Origin of the sequence: Vibrio sp. CCB-PB317 (genome assembly GCF_022808245.1) — a bacterium.
GTDB lineage: Bacteria > Pseudomonadota > Gammaproteobacteria > Enterobacterales > Vibrionaceae > Vibrio > Vibrio diabolicus.
In genome coordinates this window covers 60,519-77,090 of sequence record NZ_JALGNU010000004.1, presented here as the reverse complement: position 1 = coordinate 77,090, position 16,572 = coordinate 60,519, and the positions used below count along the sequence as shown (strand labels likewise).

The window sequence follows — 16,572 nt, the reverse complement described above, 5'->3', positions numbered from 1 at the left end:
ACGGCAATTATCTAAGATGAATTGACTCTTTTATGCGCGCATTACTTTCCGTTTTACTCTTAGGGCTTATTACCTTTTCCACTCCGTCTTTGGCCTTGTTCGGCAAAGACCAGTTTACCAATAGCCAGAACAACAGTTTTGGTAGCAGCAGCGACAGCTTTGTTCCGGTCGATCAGGCATTTCCGTTTAATTTCTACCAGCAAGACGACAAATTGATGCTCGATTGGCAGGTACGCGATGGTTATTACCTGTATCAAGAGCGTTTATCTGTGTCTGGTGAGAACATCTCACTGGGCGAACTGCAAATGGAAAACGGCACGCCACATCAAGATGAATTCTTTGGTGATGTGCATATCTATACCACACCACTATTTGTCAATATCCCACTGAGTAATTGGCAAGAGGGCGCACGTGTCATTGTGCAATATCAAGGCTGTGCGAAAGCGGGCTTCTGCTACCCACCAGAAACACGTGAGATTCCAATCAGCGCGTTTTCTTCATCCAATTCCGACACCGTAGCACCGACTGCCAAGGCACCGACGACAGAACAAGCACAGCCAGCAACAAAACCAACCTCCACTTCAGTACCAGTCAGTGAGCAAGATAGCTTAGCCGCGAATCTAGCCGACAAGTGGTGGACGCCGTTGTTGTTTTTGGCACTTGGTGTGGGTCTAGCATTTACCCCTTGTGTGCTGCCGATGTATCCCATTCTCACCAGCATCGTGCTTGGCAGTGGCAAACTGAGCCAACGTCGTGCGCTTGGTTTGTCCTTTGTTTACGTACAAGGCATGGCGCTAACTTACACGCTGCTCGGCCTTGTGGTGGCGTCTGCGGGCATGCAGTTCCAAGCGGCGATGCAACACCCTTATGTGCTGATTGGTTTAAGTGTACTGTTCATCGCATTAGCTATGTCGATGTTTGGTCTGTACTCATTGCAGTTACCAAGCAGCGTGCAAACGTGGCTGAATAACTTAAGTAACAAGCAGCAAGGTGGTAGCAGTGCTGGCGTGTTTGCAATGGGGGCAATATCTGGCTTGGTTTGTTCTCCGTGTACTACCGCCCCACTCTCTGGTGCGCTGCTTTACGTCGCACAAAGTGGCGACTTACTCACTGGTGGGGTCGCCCTTTACGCGCTGGCGATGGGCATGGGGATTCCGTTGATCCTTGTGGCGGTATTTGGCAACAAGTTGCTACCAAAAGCCGGCGGTTGGATGGACCGCGTGAAAACGCTGTTCGGCTTTATTCTGCTTGCTGCGCCTATCTTCTTGTTGGAACGCATCATGCCAGAAATGTGGTCAACAATTCTGTGGTCAACACTGGGCATCGCTGCCTTTGGTTGGCTGTATCATGTGAAAAACAGCTTGGAGTTTGGTGGCTGGAAACAAAGCGCCGTTGGCATCATCGCCGTATTGGGTTTGCTCGCGTCAGCACAGCCAGTATTAAATTACTGGTTTGGTAATAACGCAACGCAAGCTCAACAAACTTCCGTAAGCTTTACACGCATTGCCAATGTTGCAGAGTTGGAAGAACAACTAGCGCTAGCCAAAGCAGCTGGCAAACCTGTGATGCTCGACTTCTACGCCGATTGGTGTGTGGCGTGTAAAGAGTTTGAGAAGTACACCTTCCATGATCCAAGCGTCGAAGCCAAGCTAAAAGACTTTGTTCTTCTGCAAGCTGATGTAACCAAGAACCAAGTGCAAGATATTGAGTTACTCAAACACATGAACGTACTTGGCTTGCCAACCATCGAGTTCTGGGATGCGAATGGCGAACACGTTTCAAACGCGCGTTTAACCGGTTTTATGCAAGCCGAGCCTTTCTTAGAGCACATCCAACAATTCTGATCATCAGATATTCAAACGCCAGTGATGACCACTGGCGTTTTTTATTACCCAGATTTGAATGAGAAAATTGCGCTTATATGCAATTTTCCTAATAAAAGTCGATTTGGTTCAGACTTTTAGCGAATAAATATTGTCCACTCTCTCAAAGCTGGACAATAATAAATTTAACGAAATAGTCAAAAGTGTTTAACGTCATGGATTCGACCTACACCATCATCATTGCAGATGATCACCCACTCTTCCGTAATGCCTTGTTTCAATCTATCCACATGGCAATCAGTGGGGCAAATTTGCTTGAAGCGGACTCACTCGACGCACTGCTGGCTTTGTTAGAGCGAGAAGAAGAGCCAGATTTGGTGCTATTGGATCTTAAAATGCCAGGAGCAAATGGTATGTCTGGCTTGATTCACTTGCGAGCAGAGCACCCAGACTTACCAATCGTCGTCGTCTCGGCTAGTGAAGAGCCAGCGATCGTGACACAAGTGAAAAGCCATGGTGCGTTTGGTTTTATTCCTAAATCGAGCGACATGCGCGAATTAGTGAATGCGCTCAATCAAGTGCTCAATGGCGACCCGTATTTTCCAGAAGGGCTGATCACCAATAACGCGGCATGTAATGACTTAGCGGAGAAGATTGCCGCGCTAACGCCCCAGCAATATAAGGTGTTGGGGATGTTGTCAGATGGCTTACTGAACAAACAAATCGCCTACGAATTGAATGTTTCAGAAGCCACCATCAAAGCGCATATGACGGCGATTTTCCGCAAGCTCGGCGTAAAAAACCGCACACAAGCCGTCATCATGCTAACGGAGATGAACGACTAGGCTCACTCCTCGTCAGCGAGCAGGCTTTGCTCGCTTGGCAAACGGATACCTACTTTGGTGACTTGTTGGTCAACGACATCGGCAATGATCCACTGCAAGCCTTGCCACTCGAATTGGTCCCCTAACACTGGTGTAGTTCCCAGTTGTTCTTCTACAAGGTTTCTTAAGCTTTTATCGAGTGACTCATCGCCCAAGTTCAAGCCATACATCATCGCGATATCGGCAAGGTTCACTTCAATATCTAGGAAGAAATCACCAAAGAATCGTGCCAATGACGCTTTCTCAGGCGCTTCACTGAATAGCAAGCTCAGAGCATCCAAATCCTTTTCTTGCGCCAACACACACAAGGTATCGTCTTCTTCGAGGCGCGTGCTGCCTGACGGATGCAATAACGCCTTATTGCGAAATACTGCGGCGATGCGCGTTCCATCCGGCATCGAAAGACTACGCAATGGTTCACCAATACACCATTTATCCGCTTTAAGTTTATAGATAAACAGCTCCCACTCACTGGTCGGGTAAATCTCCACACCAGTGCGTGAAATTGGCTCAGGTTTAGAAGGCAGCTCTACCTTCGCCAGAGACATCGCTTTAGTCAATGTGCCACCTTGCACAATCAAAGAGACCATTACCACGAAAAACGCCAAATTGAAGTACAACTGCGCATCTGGCAATCCTGCCATCATTGGAAATACCGCCAGAATGATTGGGACAGCACCGCGCAAGCCCACCCAAGAAACAAACCACTTTTCACGTGGTGTGAAACTCTTGAATGGCAGTAAACCGATCCAAACCGAGATTGGACGGGCAAATAAAATCATCCCAAAGGCCAACGCCAAACCAGGCAACGCAATAGAAAGCAAGTTGGAAGGCGTAACCAATAAACCAAGCACGAGGAACATACCGATTTGAGCTAGCCACGTCATGCCATCTAGAACATGAAGAATGGAATGGCGGCTACGTGTTGGACGATTACCTAACAGTAAACCAACCAGATAAATTGACAGAATACCGCTGCCACCTAATGCATTAGATAAAGCGAAAATCAGCAAGCCACCACTGACGGTTAAAATCGAATATAAGCCATCCGGCAATTGATTACGATTGATGACCTTCCACAAAATCCAGCCACCAGCAAAACCGAGTAAAGCGCCAATACCAAACTGCTTAAGAAAACTGAGCGCCAAAAAGCCCACACTCAAATCTGCATCTGGGTTCGCTAAAATAGCAATCAGAGTAACCGTCAAAAACACCGCCATAGGATCATTGGTGCCGGATTCAATTTCCAGCGTTGAGCCAACACGTTCGTTAAGACTACGACCTTTGAGTAGAGAAAAAACCGCAGCGGCATCAGTGGAGCCGACTATCGCACCAACTAATATACCTTGCAGCAAGTCTAAGTCGAATAACCACGTTGCCATCAGCCCGGTCAAAATAGTGGTGATTGCAACCCCAAACGTTGCCAAGGACACCGAAGGCCATAACGCCACCCTAAAGCTGGCAACCCGTGTTCTCATACCACCATCGAGCAAAATGATGGCTAATGCGAGGTTACTGACCAAGTAAGCGATCGAAAAATTATCAAATAAAATACCGCCTAAACCGTCTTCCCCCGCCAGCATTCCAACGGCTAAAAATACCAAAAGAATTGGGATTCCCAACTTAGAGGAAACTGGGCTTAAAAGAACGCTAAGTGCGATTAACAACGCACCTATAAGAAAAAAACTATTAATGGTGTCTGCGTCCATTCTCACCCTCCCTTAATGAAAAACGATATGCTTGTGATGAGCTAAGGCGACTTCGTTAATAAGTTAATGCCTTAATCTGCCTCCTCCTTAAACCGTCCCAAAGCGCGAGGTTGTACGAGAATGACTCAGTTATATTACTTTATTGTGCGCTAAAACGGTGATTTGGTACGAAAACTTTATGTAAATAAATTACTTGTGAATTCTTCACGCCAATTTTGTCGCTGATTGATAAAAAGAAGAACGCAGAATGTTTCTGTTAAGGATCGCTAAAATCAATGAAGAAAAAATTAATCATGTCTCTTATTCGTGCTTTTTATCATTTCTCTCCTTAGACCTTTGGCTAATTTAACAGCTTTTTAACATTGATAAATAACCCTAACTTTTCTCTAAGCGACCATATCACGGGAGTTTTTTATTTTTTATACCCCGACTAAAGTTGAAAAGAGTTCTTGCCAACACCTTGCTAATGTACATGTTGAAACATTTTTTTAACAACAATACCAATCGTAAGGAGACGGCAATGGCATTTGAAAGCGAAGAAAGAGCCAAAGCCTATTGGGACAAAAACGTGAAGCTCATGATTGGCCTTATGGTCATCTGGTTCGTAGTGTCTTTCGGCTGCGGCATTTTATTTGTCGACGTACTTAATCAATTTCAATTAGGTGGATACAAACTTGGTTTCTGGTTTGCTCAGCAAGGCTCCATCTACACCTTCCTAGGTATTATTTTCTATTACGCATGGAAGATGCGCCAAATCGACCGTGAATTCGGCGTAGATGAGTAAGGAGTAACTCAGATGGATTTGAAAACTATTACCTACTTGGTTGTTGGTGCAACCTTCGTCCTCTACATCGGTATTGCGATCTGGGCGCGTGCGGGGTCAACCAAAGAGTTCTATGTCGCAGGTGGCGGGGTAAACCCAATCGCTAACGGTATGGCAACCGCTGCTGACTGGATGTCGGCGGCATCGTTCATCTCAATGGCGGGTCTGATTGCCTTTATGGGTTACGGCGGCTCCGTATTCCTAATGGGTTGGACGGGCGGTTACGTACTGCTTGCGCTACTACTCGCCCCTTATCTACGTAAGTTTGGTAAGTTTACGGTGCCAGAGTTTGTTGGTGAACGCTTCTACTCGAACACAGCACGTATCGTGGCGGTTATCTGTCTTATCATCGCATCGGTCACTTATGTTATCGGCCAGATGAAAGGCGTTGGCGTTGCCTTCGGTCGCTTCCTAGAAGTTGATTATTCAACAGGCCTACTGATTGGTATGTGTATCGTATTCATGTACGCCGTACTTGGCGGTATGAAAGGCATCACTTACACGCAGATTGCTCAATATTGCGTACTCATTCTTGCTTACACTATCCCTGCAATCTTTATCTCTCTGCAACTTACAGGTAACCCGCTACCTCAGATTGGCCTCGGGAGTACCATTCAAGGCACCGATGTTTATCTTCTCGATAGGCTCGACCAAGTGGTGACCGAACTCGGCTTTAGTGAATACACTACGCAGGTTCGCGGTAGCACACTAAACATGTTCGTTTACACCATGTCATTGATGATCGGTACTGCAGGTCTACCACACGTTATCATCCGTTTCTTTACAGTACCTAAGGTGCGTGATGCGCGTACTTCTGCAGGCTGGGCACTTGTGTTCATCGCTATTCTATACACAACAGCGCCAGCAGTATCAGCAATGGCTCGTCTAAACCTAATGGATACCGTTAACCCAGCTCCGGGCCAACACCTTGCGTATGATGAGCGCCCTGATTGGTTCAAAAACTGGGAAACAACAGGTCTATTAGGCTTTGATGATAAGAATGGCGATGGCCTGATCGAGTACACCTCAAACCCTGACACCAATGAATTGCGAGTTGACCGTGACATCATGGTACTAGCAAACCCAGAAATCGCTAAGCTACCAAACTGGGTCATTGCACTCGTTGCCGCTGGTGGTCTCGCTGCAGCACTATCGACAGCAGCGGGTCTGTTGCTTGCTATTTCGTCGGCGATTTCCCATGACTTAATTAAAGGGGTTATAAATCCGAACATATCCGAGAAGAAGGAGCTGCTTGCCAGCCGAATCTCGATGGCGGTGGCAATCGCAGCCGCAGGCTATCTCGGATTGAATCCTCCAGGCTTTGCCGCTGGTACGGTGGCGCTCGCCTTTGGTCTTGCTGCGTCATCCATCTTCCCTGCGTTGATGATGGGTATCTTCAGCAAAGGCATCAATAAAGAAGGCGCAATCGCCGGTATGATTGCCGGTATCAGTATCACACTGTTCTACGTATTCCAGCACAAAGGCATCCTATTCGTTGCTGACTGGAAATATCTAGAAAGCTGGGGAACCAACTGGTTCCTAGGTATTGAGCCAAACGCGTTTGGTGCTATCGGCGCCCTATTTAACTTCATCGTGGCATTCGCGGTATCGAAAGTTACAGCGGAAACACCTCAAGAAGTTAAAGATCTTGTTGAACACGTTCGTGTCCCTGTTGGTGCAGGCGATGCCGTGGATCACTAAAATATAACGCAAGCCACAAAAGCCCCACTTGGGGCTTTTTTATTCACCTAACTTATTCTAATAATTAGATTCCCTGAGCTGTAGCAAGGAAGCACACGAATGGCATTGGTTATATGTTCGGGGAACGCAGAAACAATCGTTTAGAACAAGGCAAAGATTGCAGCAAGCTAGTTGCTCTACCTTCAAAGTCATTAACGAAGTTATTAATGATTTTAGCCAGTTAAAATGAACAGATAATTGATGGAATTAGTATTTTATGTTCAAAAACAAGCACTTTATTCTCGCTCTGCTGATTGCGCCGATTCTTTCTTTGATCGCCTACTTCGGCACCGATATGGCACTCAGCGAGAAACCCCACGCGGCACAAGAAGGGGAAACTTACAAACTCGCGAGTAAGTCTAACTGTCGTTACACCAGTGGACTGTGTGACATGGAAAATGGCGATTTTAAAGTGAAGTTTCGCTCAGAACAGCTCACGAAAAATGGCTTAGAATTGTCACTCAATGCCGCCTATCCACTCGAAGGGGTCAAAGTTTCGATCGTTAATGACGAAGAGAAAAATGCTCAGCCGATTGATATGAAGCCCGCCGATCAGGCTGGAAAAAGTTGGTACATTACCTTACCAAGACCAGCATCCGCAGAAAGTTGGTTAAGAGTCGTCATTCAATCTGGAGGCACACTTTATTACGGCGAAACACAAACCGCGTTTGTGAAGTACGAAACTTTATTTACAGAGTAATGGCCACAGATAAAGACACCGATATCCAAAACGTCGATACCTCATTGTCACCTCAGGACTAAATAATTCCCTCCCTGCCGACGCTTTTACGTCGGCTTTTTGTTTTGTAATGCTTTCTTTGCAAACCTCTTACTCTGAAAATGGTTGCCAACTCGCCACTTGATTGATAATAATTATCATTACATTAAATGAGAGGTGGTTATGGACAACAAACGGGACATCTTCAACGCATTTTTTAAAGCACAAGATAGATTCCTTCTCGCTGCACCACACGGCTTTGAGCCAGACGTAATTCATGACTATATTCATTGGGGAATGGTGTTGTCTTCCTGCTATGAACACGATGCCGATGAAGAAAATCTATTGTTGTGTGAGCTGTTTTTGCGTCAGGTTTATTTCCATCTACTAGACGCAATTCAAGACTCCACTCGCAGTCGCATCTTCCGTCGTGTCTGTCTCGATTCTATCCATACGCCATTATTCTGTCTCAAACGCTATTACTATCAGTTTGAACAAGGCGACGTGAAATTTCTCGCATTACAACAACAATTACGCCTGATTCAAATCTCACTCGATTAACCAAAAGGATCCCTACCATGAGCACCGAATTCCGCATAGAAACTGACAGTATGGGCGAAGTGAAAGTCCCAGCAGATGCACTCTACCAAGCCCAAACTCAGCGTGCCGTCGATAACTTCTCATTCAGTCAACATAAGATGCCATCTGGCTTCATCCAAGCGTTGGCACACATCAAGCAGGCTGCGGCACTCACCAACGCACAATTGGGGCTGCTTGAAGGTGATATCGCTAATGCGATTGCTGACGCAGCTCAGGCGATTATCGAGAGCAATCATATTGAGCAATTTCCAATTGATGTATTTCAAACCGGATCAGGCACCAGCTCAAATATGAATGCGAATGAAGTGATTGCAACACTGGCCTCACAGCATCTAGGCGGTACCGTCAGTCCTAATGATCACGTCAACATGGGACAAAGCAGCAACGATGTGGTGCCAACCGCAATTCAAGTTAGCGCAGCATTAGCCATTGAAAAACAGCTCTTTCCGGCCTTGTCACACCTCAGCCAAGCACTAGAGTCTAAGCAGCAAGCACTGAAAGATGTTGTAAAAACCGGGCGCACTCACTTAATGGACGCGATGCCCATTACCTTTGCTCAAGAGCTTGGCGGTTGGCAGTTCCAAATCGACCATGCTAAGCAAGCGATTGAGCAAGCACTGCCAGCGGTAAAAGCCTTAGCCCAAGGTGGTACGGCGGTTGGAACGGGGATCAATGCCGATCCACGCTTTGCGGACTTATTCGCTAGCAACCTGACACAATCGACTCGTATTCAGTTCACAGCCAGTGATAATTTCTTTTTCAATTTAAGCAGCCAAGATGCGATCGTCGCCCTATCGGGACAGCTCAAAACAGCAGCAGTTGCGATCATGAAGATCGCAAACGATCTTCGCTGGATGAATTCAGGCCCATTGGCTGGTTTAGGTGAGATTGAATTACAAGGCTTGCAACCGGGTTCTTCCATCATGCCTGGCAAAGTAAACCCTGTGATCCCAGAAGCCGCAGCTATGGCATCAGCGCAAGTCATTGGTAATGACACCACGATTACCGTCGCGGGCCAAGCAGGCAACTTCCAACTAAACGTCATGCTACCTGTCATTGCTCATAACGTATTGGAGAGCATCGAGTTGCTCGCTAACAGCGCAACCGCTTTAGCCGATAAGGCCATTGCAACATTTGAAGTTCGTCAAGATAACTTGGATATAGCGCTCGCCAAAAACCCAATTTTGGTCACGGCCCTCAACCCGGTCATTGGCTACCTGAAAGCGGCAGAAGTCGCGAAAAAAGCCTATAAGCAGGGGCGTGCGATTATTGATGTCGCAGAAGAAGAAACCGATTTAGATAGAGCAACGCTAGAACGATTGCTTAATCCAGCGAAGCTAACCCAAGGCGGCGTCGCGGAATAAGCGGCAAACTCAGCCTACAAACCAAAATAAGATTACAAACACAGAGACCTCCATTCGGAGGTCTCTTTTATAGCAACGCTAAAGCACTCTAAATTTATGCGACGCGGTTGAGCACCGAACGCAATTTAAGCGGCTTAACTGGCTTCGCAATAAAGCTGAACCCATTTGCCTTGATGCCATCAAGCATATCATCGGTGCGATCCGCGCTGATGATGACACCTTCAAAGCAGCTGCCTAGCCTCAAGCGACATTGCTGTAGCACTTCCAAGCCAGTACGACCATCATCAAGTCGGTAATCGGAAAAAATCACGTCCGGAATCCAACCATCCTCGAGAGCTTGTAGACTTTCTACCAAATCGGTCGCAACTCGCGTATCGCAGCCCCATCGAGACAGTAAGTTTTCCATACCTACTAGAATGTCAGGCTCATTATCGACACAAAGGATTCTCAGATGACCAAGTTCAGATTGGTTACTTGTCGTGACTTGAACTGGGTGCGGCTGCACATGATCGGCTTTATCAAGCGTGATAGAAAAGACACTGCCTTTCCCGACCCAAGAACGCATCGAAATTTCATGCCCGAGCACTTGAGCAATTCCCTTGGAAATCGCCAAACCAAGCCCGAGACCTTGGTCGGAACGAACTTGAGTTCCGCGATTAAACTCTTCAAAGATCTCTTGCTGCTTCTCTTCTTCAATACCTACACCGTTGTCCCACACATCAATACGCACTCGCCCTTTGACACGGCGAACACCGAGCGCCACTTTGCCATTCGGGTTATAACGAAACGCATTGGTCAGGAAGTTTTGCACCACACGGCGCAGCAGTTTGGGATCCGATTTCACCATGAGTGAGGATGGAATCATGGTGAATGTTATACCTTGTTGCTTGGCTAATGCGCTGAACTCCGCATTCAAATTCGACAACACATCGTTTAACGCAAAACCGTGCATATTGACTTCCAGCTTGCCCGACTCCAAGCGCGAGATATCCAGCAAATCTCCTATCAGGTCTTCGGCTGCCTCTAAAGCACTCTCAATGTGTGCTGACAGCTTTTTAGCTTCGCTGTCTTTGGCTACTTCCGACAATGAAGAAGCGAACAGGCGCGCAGCGTTGAGTGGCTGCATCAAGTCATGGCTTACTGCCGCCAAGAACCGTGATTTGGACTTCGATTCCAAATCGGAGCGTTGCGTCGCTGCCACTAGCTGTTTATTGAGTTGTTCTAATTCCCGAGTCCGCAGACGCACCCTTTCTTCCAATGTCTCGTTTGCGTCTTTCAGCGCTTGCTCTGCATCACGGAATACAGTGATGTCGGTAAAGCTCATCACAAAGCCACCACCTGGCATTGGGTTACCTTGTACCTCAATCACGCGACCATCGGGACGAACCCGAGAAGAGGTGTGCCGAGTCCCTTGCTCAAGGTGATAAACGCGACGACGGACGTGGTCATCAGGATCGCCTGGTCCACATAAACCTTGCTCTGCATTGTGCCGAATCACATCCGCAATCGGTCGCCCAACTTGGATCAAGCCTGGCGGAAATTCAAAGAGTTCTAAGTAGCGTTGGTTCCAAGCCACCAAGCGTAATTGCTTATCGACCACCGCAATACCTTGGCCGATATGTTCAATCGCCCCCTGAAGTAGGCCTCGGCTAAAATCGTACAGTTCAGAGGCTTCATCGACGATAGTCGCCACCTCTTCAAGCTGCATGTTTCTTCCCTGCAACGCAGAAGTGAGTACTAACTTAGCAGAAGAAGCGCCGAATACCCCGGCTAATACACGTTCGGTATGTCGAATCAGAGAAGATGGCGCCTGCTGATTCGGCATTAGCTCTTCTCGTTGCTGGCTCCAATACGCTTGAAAAGCCGCTTTTACTCGCGTTCGCCCAACAAACCTAGACGCTAGCATTTCTAGTTCAGCAACCGTAACACGACTCTGGTATAGGCTCATGTTTTCGCTTTCAGGCAGTGGCGTACCAACGAATGACGCCGATTGTAAGCGCTCACTTAGGCTTGGTCGTGTAGTCATAGAAACTACGACAAAACACACTGCATTGGCGACCACGCTGAGGATCATCCCCCAATCTGAAATCGCAATGTCAAAGCCAGCCAATAACTCTGGTGGGGTGATCAACCAAATCAAAAAGTTGTTACTGGCATTCCCGGCAAGCATGTCCGTTTGGCTCATTAACGTAATCAGCCAAATGGTAAAGCCTACCGCCAAGCCAACATACACACCTTTCTTATTCCCTTGACGCCAGTACATACCGCCCACCAGCGCAGGCGCGAATTGCGTGATCGCCGCAAATGAGAGAAAGCCGATCGCTGAGAGTGAGTGAATGGTATCTAACGCTTGATAAAAACCCCAAGCGCCAATTAGTAGGACTAAAATCAGACCACGGCGGATCCGCAGTAATAATTCAGAGAAGTGATGATGGTTACGCTGCGTCAATCGCATGCGACGCAACAGTAGTGGCATAACCAAGTCGTTCGATACCATGATCGCTAAGGCAATCGTCGACACGATAACCATGCCACTGGCCGCCGAAGTGCCGCCTAAAAATGCAAGCAAAGCGATTTCACTCGCCCCTACCGACATCGGCACACTGATCACATAAGTATCAGGCGAAGCACCACTCAACAAACCTTGCCCTACCCACGCAATAGGTAAAACAAAAATCCCCATCAAGATCAGATAAATGGGAAACAACCAACGAGCAACATGCAAATCTTGCGCGCGTTCATTTTCCACTACCATCGTATGGAATTGTCGTGGAAGACAAACAATCGCCAGCATCGTGAGTACGGTATGAATCAATATGGTAGGGATGTTTGGTGACTGATACGTCTGTGTGGCAACGTCAACTAAGCTCAAATTCTCGGTGTTCATCGCCAACCAAACAATGAATACACCGACTACTAAAAACGCCAACAGTTTGATAATCGATTCGAAGGCAATCGCCATCATCATCCCACGATGGTGTTCCGTGTTATCAATGTGCCGGGTACCAAATAGCATGGTAAAAATTGCCAGTGCGACCACGACAAACCACGACACGCTATCGTTTTGATAACCAAAATCGGTAGCCAGTTCTGGGGCAATGATTTCTAGCCCCATGGTGATACCACGCAACTGCAAAGCGATGTACGGCAAAATTCCCGCAACCGCAATGAGTGTAACGACTACGGCCAAACCTTGAGATTTGCCGTAACGAGCTCCGATAAAATCAGCAATCGACGTGATGTGTTCCCGTTTAGCAATCAAAATAAGCCGAGCTAAAACGCGCCATCCGATGGTAAACACTAAAATGGGGGCAATATAGATGGGCAAGAAAGACCAAGGGTTAGTGCTGGCCTGCCCGACCGTGCCGTAGAAGGTCCACGATGTACAGTACACCGCAATGGAAAGGCTATAAATCCACGGCCGCCAGCGTGCTAACCACCTTTTCTGAATGTCGCCGTACCACGCGATGATAAATAAGGCTCCCAAATACGCCAAAGAAACGGGAACCACCAGCCATCCTTGCATCCGATATCCTTTCTTGCCTTTCTTGCCGTTTTAAAGCAAGAGAATAAAAAAACCTCTCCATTAGGGAGAGGTTTCATTTAACACTGCTTTCACAACGGAGACAAAGCTTAGTTTTTAACCTTTGTCACAGAAGTCTAATTCTGTGTTTCCAGTGACTTGTCTGATACATCGACCACATGATGTGGCTCTTGTGGTTCGAGCTTGATGAACAATGCCAATAAACCCATCGCGGCCATGCCCCAGAACACAAGTGGTCCCCAGTGCTCATAACCCCAACCGCTCAACACGGTCATCAGTGCGATGAATGCGCCTAGAGGAATCGCGTTATACAATGCTTGCAGCGCCACTATCTTATTCTCTTCCGAGTTTTGGATATATTGAATCGCAGCAATGTGTGCCGTTGCGAATGTCACGCCATGCAATAATTGAACAATCACCAAAGCAACAATCGACGTTGTCGATGCCGTAATGCCCCAACGCATCATCACACCAACGGCAGCAACAACAAATAACGCGCGCATTGACCAACCGACAAATAAACGCTTGCTCAGCGCAAACACTGCCACTTCGGCTGCAACACCCAAGCTCCACAGATAGCCAATCACATCTTCCGAATGACCTGCGGCTTTCCAGTGAATAGCGCTAAAACCGTAGTAAGCCGCATGACTGCCCTGAATTAATGACACCAACACTAAGAATTTAAGTATCGGCTTGTCAGTCAAAAGAGCACTCAGTTTTGGACGCTCCGCGCTTTGCCCACCAAGCGTAACGGGCATCGGGTTAGTCATACGCATTGAAAATAGCAACGAAACTAATACCCCGGCCATCGCCGTGTACAAGATCATATCAGAGCCAAATTCAGCCACCAGATAACCCACGGCCGTCGAACCCGCGATAAAGGCGATCGAGCCCCATAAGCGCGTACGGCCGTAGTCGAGCATTTTCAGACGAGCGTAGTAGTTTGCCATCGCATCCGATAATGGAACAATCGGTCCACAACAGAGGTTAAATAGCACCGTCGCTAACGCCATTAACCAAAAACTGCCACCTGTAAAAAAGTGAAATCCAACAAAAAGGAGGGCAGCGAAACTCAACCAACGTAAAGCAGGCATAAGGTGTTCAACTTTGTGCACTCGTGGGGTGATCACGATATTGGCGACACAACGTGTCGCAAGACCTAACCCAACTAGCAAACCGATGTCGGTCGAAGAGACACCTTGCTCCTTAAACCAAAGTGACCAAAATGGCAGATATACGCCATACGCAAAGAAGAATCCGAGAAAGTACTGGGAAATCCAGCCATACGGAGAAGGTTTCAACATTACTAATATCCTAAAACGGGAACATCAACGTTCGAACCGGGAATTATGGATCGCTATGCGTATTATAAAAAGGGAAGAATAGGCAACTTATCGTTTCCTCGATGGAATACTAACTTTGCGACATTGGCCATCTTAAAGCGAAATCATCGTGATTTAGACCAAAGTCGTCTGGCTTCCGGTAGGAAATTTGTCAGACTTAGAGAGTGTTCCTTCCATCATTGGGTGTTCTCATGCCTGACAAATTTAACATGCAATCTCCACCGTTCGACCGCTTAACCGAAGCACAACAGACACGACTGCGCTCGTCTCTGGACGTTGCCTACTATCGAGCTCGAGATGTAATTTTATCTTGCGGACAGAAGAACCCTCACTTGCATATTCTGATCAAAGGCGCGGTAGAAGAGCGCTCCCAAGATCAGCAGGAAGTGTTCGCGCATTATGCCAACGACGATATGTTTGATGTGCGCTCGTTACTTGAAGACAACGTACGTCATCAATACATCGCACTTGAAGACACGCTCTCCTATCTGCTACCGAAAGACGTCTTTCTGGCGCTTTACAACGAGAATGGTCAGTTTGCGGCCTATTTCGATAACAATTTATCAAAGCGACAAGAGCTCATCGAAGCCGCTCACCAACAACAAAACTTGGCAGAGTTTATCCTCACCAAAGTGGACCGCAGCATTTATCACCCACCGATGATCCTTGAGCCAAATACGCCGATTAACGAGGTGACGCACACCCTAAAAGCAAATGGGATCGATGCAGCACTTGTCAAACTCAATGATGACGATCCGCGATTAGAAAAATGGCCTTCGGCTCATCCATACGCCATCGTGACGCGCACCAACATGCTGCACTCCGTGATGTTAAATGGCTGCGCACTCAATACCCCTGTCGGTGATATCGCCACCTTTCCTGTCTATCACGTTGATGATGGTGACTTTTTGTTCAATGCCATGATCACCATGACCCGAAATCGAATGAAGCGTCTCATGGTATGTGATGGCAACCAAGCCGTCGGCATGCTGGATATGACCCAAATTCTCAGCGCGTTCTCCACCCACTCTCACGTGTTAACGCTCAGTATTGCCAGAGCAAGCAGTGTTGAAGAGCTCGCATTAGCCTCAAACCGCCAACGTCAATTGGTCGAGAGCTTATTGAGAAACGGCATCCGCACTCGCTTTATCATGGAGCTGATTTCCGCCGTGAACGAGCAAATTATCGAAAAAGCGTTCGAGTTAGTGGTTCCACCAGCCTTGCACGATCATTGCTGCTTAATCGTACTCGGCTCAGAAGGTCGAGGAGAACAAATTCTCAAGACAGACCAAGACAATGCTCTAATTATTCAAGATGGTTTGGAATGGCCTCATTGCGAACAAGTGATGCAATCCTTCACGCACACTCTACAACAGCTCGGTTATCCACTTTGCCCGGGTAAAGTCATGGTCAACAACCCGAAATGGGTCAAAACGCAGCAAGAGTGGATAAACACCTTAGACCGCTGGATAGCCAAAGCCGAACCACAACAAATCATGGACTTAGCCATTTTCAGTGACGCCCATGCTGTTGCGGGAAATCGCGAACTGCTGGCTCCAATCGCGACCCACCTTCGCGACACAATGAAAGATCGCATGTTGATACTGTCTGATTTTACTCGCCCTGCCTTGCAGTTTTCTGTGCCCCTAACTCTGTTTGGCAACGTAAAAAGTGCTAAGGACGGGTTAGATATTAAACGCGGCGGCATTTTCCCAATTGTGCACGGCATTCGCACCTTGTCTTTGGAATATGCCATTGAGGAGAAGAACACGTTTGAGCGCATTGAAGCACTTCGGAAAAAACGCATCTTAGAGCCTGAAACGGCAGATAACCTCAACGAAGCACTGAAATTGTTCTTTAAGGTTCGCCTTAATCAACAACTCAAAAAGCAAGAAGCATTGAATAACATTGATATTAAACAACTGGATAGAACCGAGCGTGATTTACTTCGCCACAGCTTACATGTAGTGAAAAAATTTAAGCAATTTTTAGGCTTCCACTATCAAATTCGTGATTAACCATGA

General features: G+C 47.2%; 11 protein-coding genes. 8 read left to right on the top strand and 3 right to left on the bottom strand.

The genetic code is table 11. The features are described from left to right. Positions 1-32 precede the first annotated feature (32 nt). Together MTR11_RS22565 and MTR11_RS22560 are read left to right on the top strand one after the other, a co-directional pair. A complete protein-coding gene (locus MTR11_RS22565) occupies positions 33-1,844 on the top strand; it encodes a protein-disulfide reductase DsbD (RefSeq protein WP_243328446.1) in 1,812 nt (603 codons plus the stop codon). A gap of 194 nt (positions 1,845-2,038) precedes the next feature. Then, positions 2,039-2,668, top strand: coding sequence for a response regulator (locus MTR11_RS22560; protein WP_005397542.1), 630 nt, complete (start codon positions 2,039-2,041; stop codon positions 2,666-2,668). A 2-nt stretch (positions 2,669-2,670) separates the two neighbouring features. On the opposite strand, the gene MTR11_RS22555 is transcribed toward MTR11_RS22560, so the two are convergent. Continuing rightward, on the bottom strand, positions 2,671-4,416 hold the full coding sequence (locus MTR11_RS22555; RefSeq protein WP_005397543.1) for a potassium/proton antiporter: 1,746 nt from the start codon (positions 4,414-4,416) through the stop codon (positions 2,671-2,673). 520 nt (positions 4,417-4,936) lie between these two features. Between MTR11_RS22555 and MTR11_RS22550 the strand changes: the two genes are divergently transcribed. The 5 genes from MTR11_RS22550 to MTR11_RS22530 all read left to right on the top strand — a co-directional run bounded on the left by MTR11_RS22550 (position 4,937) and on the right by MTR11_RS22530 (position 9,661). Beyond that, positions 4,937-5,200, top strand: a complete 264-nt coding sequence (locus MTR11_RS22550; protein ID WP_005397548.1) for a DUF4212 domain-containing protein — start codon at positions 4,937-4,939, stop codon at positions 5,198-5,200. Positions 5,201-5,212: 12 nt separating this feature from the next. Beyond that, positions 5,213-6,940 carry a sodium:solute symporter family protein gene (locus MTR11_RS22545; protein WP_005397550.1) on the top strand — a complete coding sequence of 576 codons (1,728 nt, stop codon included), beginning with the start codon at positions 5,213-5,215 and terminating at the stop codon, positions 6,938-6,940. Positions 6,941-7,196: 256 nt separating this feature from the next. Further along, a complete protein-coding gene (locus MTR11_RS22540) occupies positions 7,197-7,679 on the top strand; it encodes a hypothetical protein (protein WP_012841321.1) in 483 nt (160 codons plus the stop codon). A gap of 201 nt (positions 7,680-7,880) precedes the next feature. Further along, a complete protein-coding gene (locus tag MTR11_RS22535) occupies positions 7,881-8,258 on the top strand; it encodes a hypothetical protein (RefSeq protein WP_005382370.1) in 378 nt (125 codons plus the stop codon). Positions 8,259-8,275: 17 nt separating this feature from the next. Continuing rightward, a complete protein-coding gene (locus MTR11_RS22530) occupies positions 8,276-9,661 on the top strand; it encodes a class II fumarate hydratase (RefSeq protein WP_243328445.1) in 1,386 nt (461 codons plus the stop codon). A 94-nt stretch (positions 9,662-9,755) separates the two neighbouring features. On the opposite strand, the gene MTR11_RS22525 is transcribed toward MTR11_RS22530, so the two are convergent. Both MTR11_RS22525 and MTR11_RS22520 read right to left on the bottom strand, forming a co-directional pair. Then, a complete protein-coding gene (locus MTR11_RS22525; RefSeq protein ID WP_243328444.1) occupies positions 9,756-13,187 on the bottom strand; it encodes a PAS-domain containing protein in 3,432 nt (1,143 codons plus the stop codon). A gap of 134 nt (positions 13,188-13,321) precedes the next feature. Continuing rightward, complete coding sequence (locus MTR11_RS22520; protein ID WP_005397849.1) at positions 13,322-14,509, bottom strand: 3-phenylpropionate MFS transporter; 1,188 nt, start codon at positions 14,507-14,509, stop codon at positions 13,322-13,324. 230 nt (positions 14,510-14,739) lie between these two features. Between MTR11_RS22520 and MTR11_RS22515 the strand changes: the two genes are divergently transcribed. Continuing rightward, a complete protein-coding gene (locus MTR11_RS22515; RefSeq protein ID WP_046874661.1) occupies positions 14,740-16,566 on the top strand; it encodes a DUF294 nucleotidyltransferase-like domain-containing protein in 1,827 nt (608 codons plus the stop codon). The last annotated feature ends 6 nt before the right edge of the window (positions 16,567-16,572 follow it).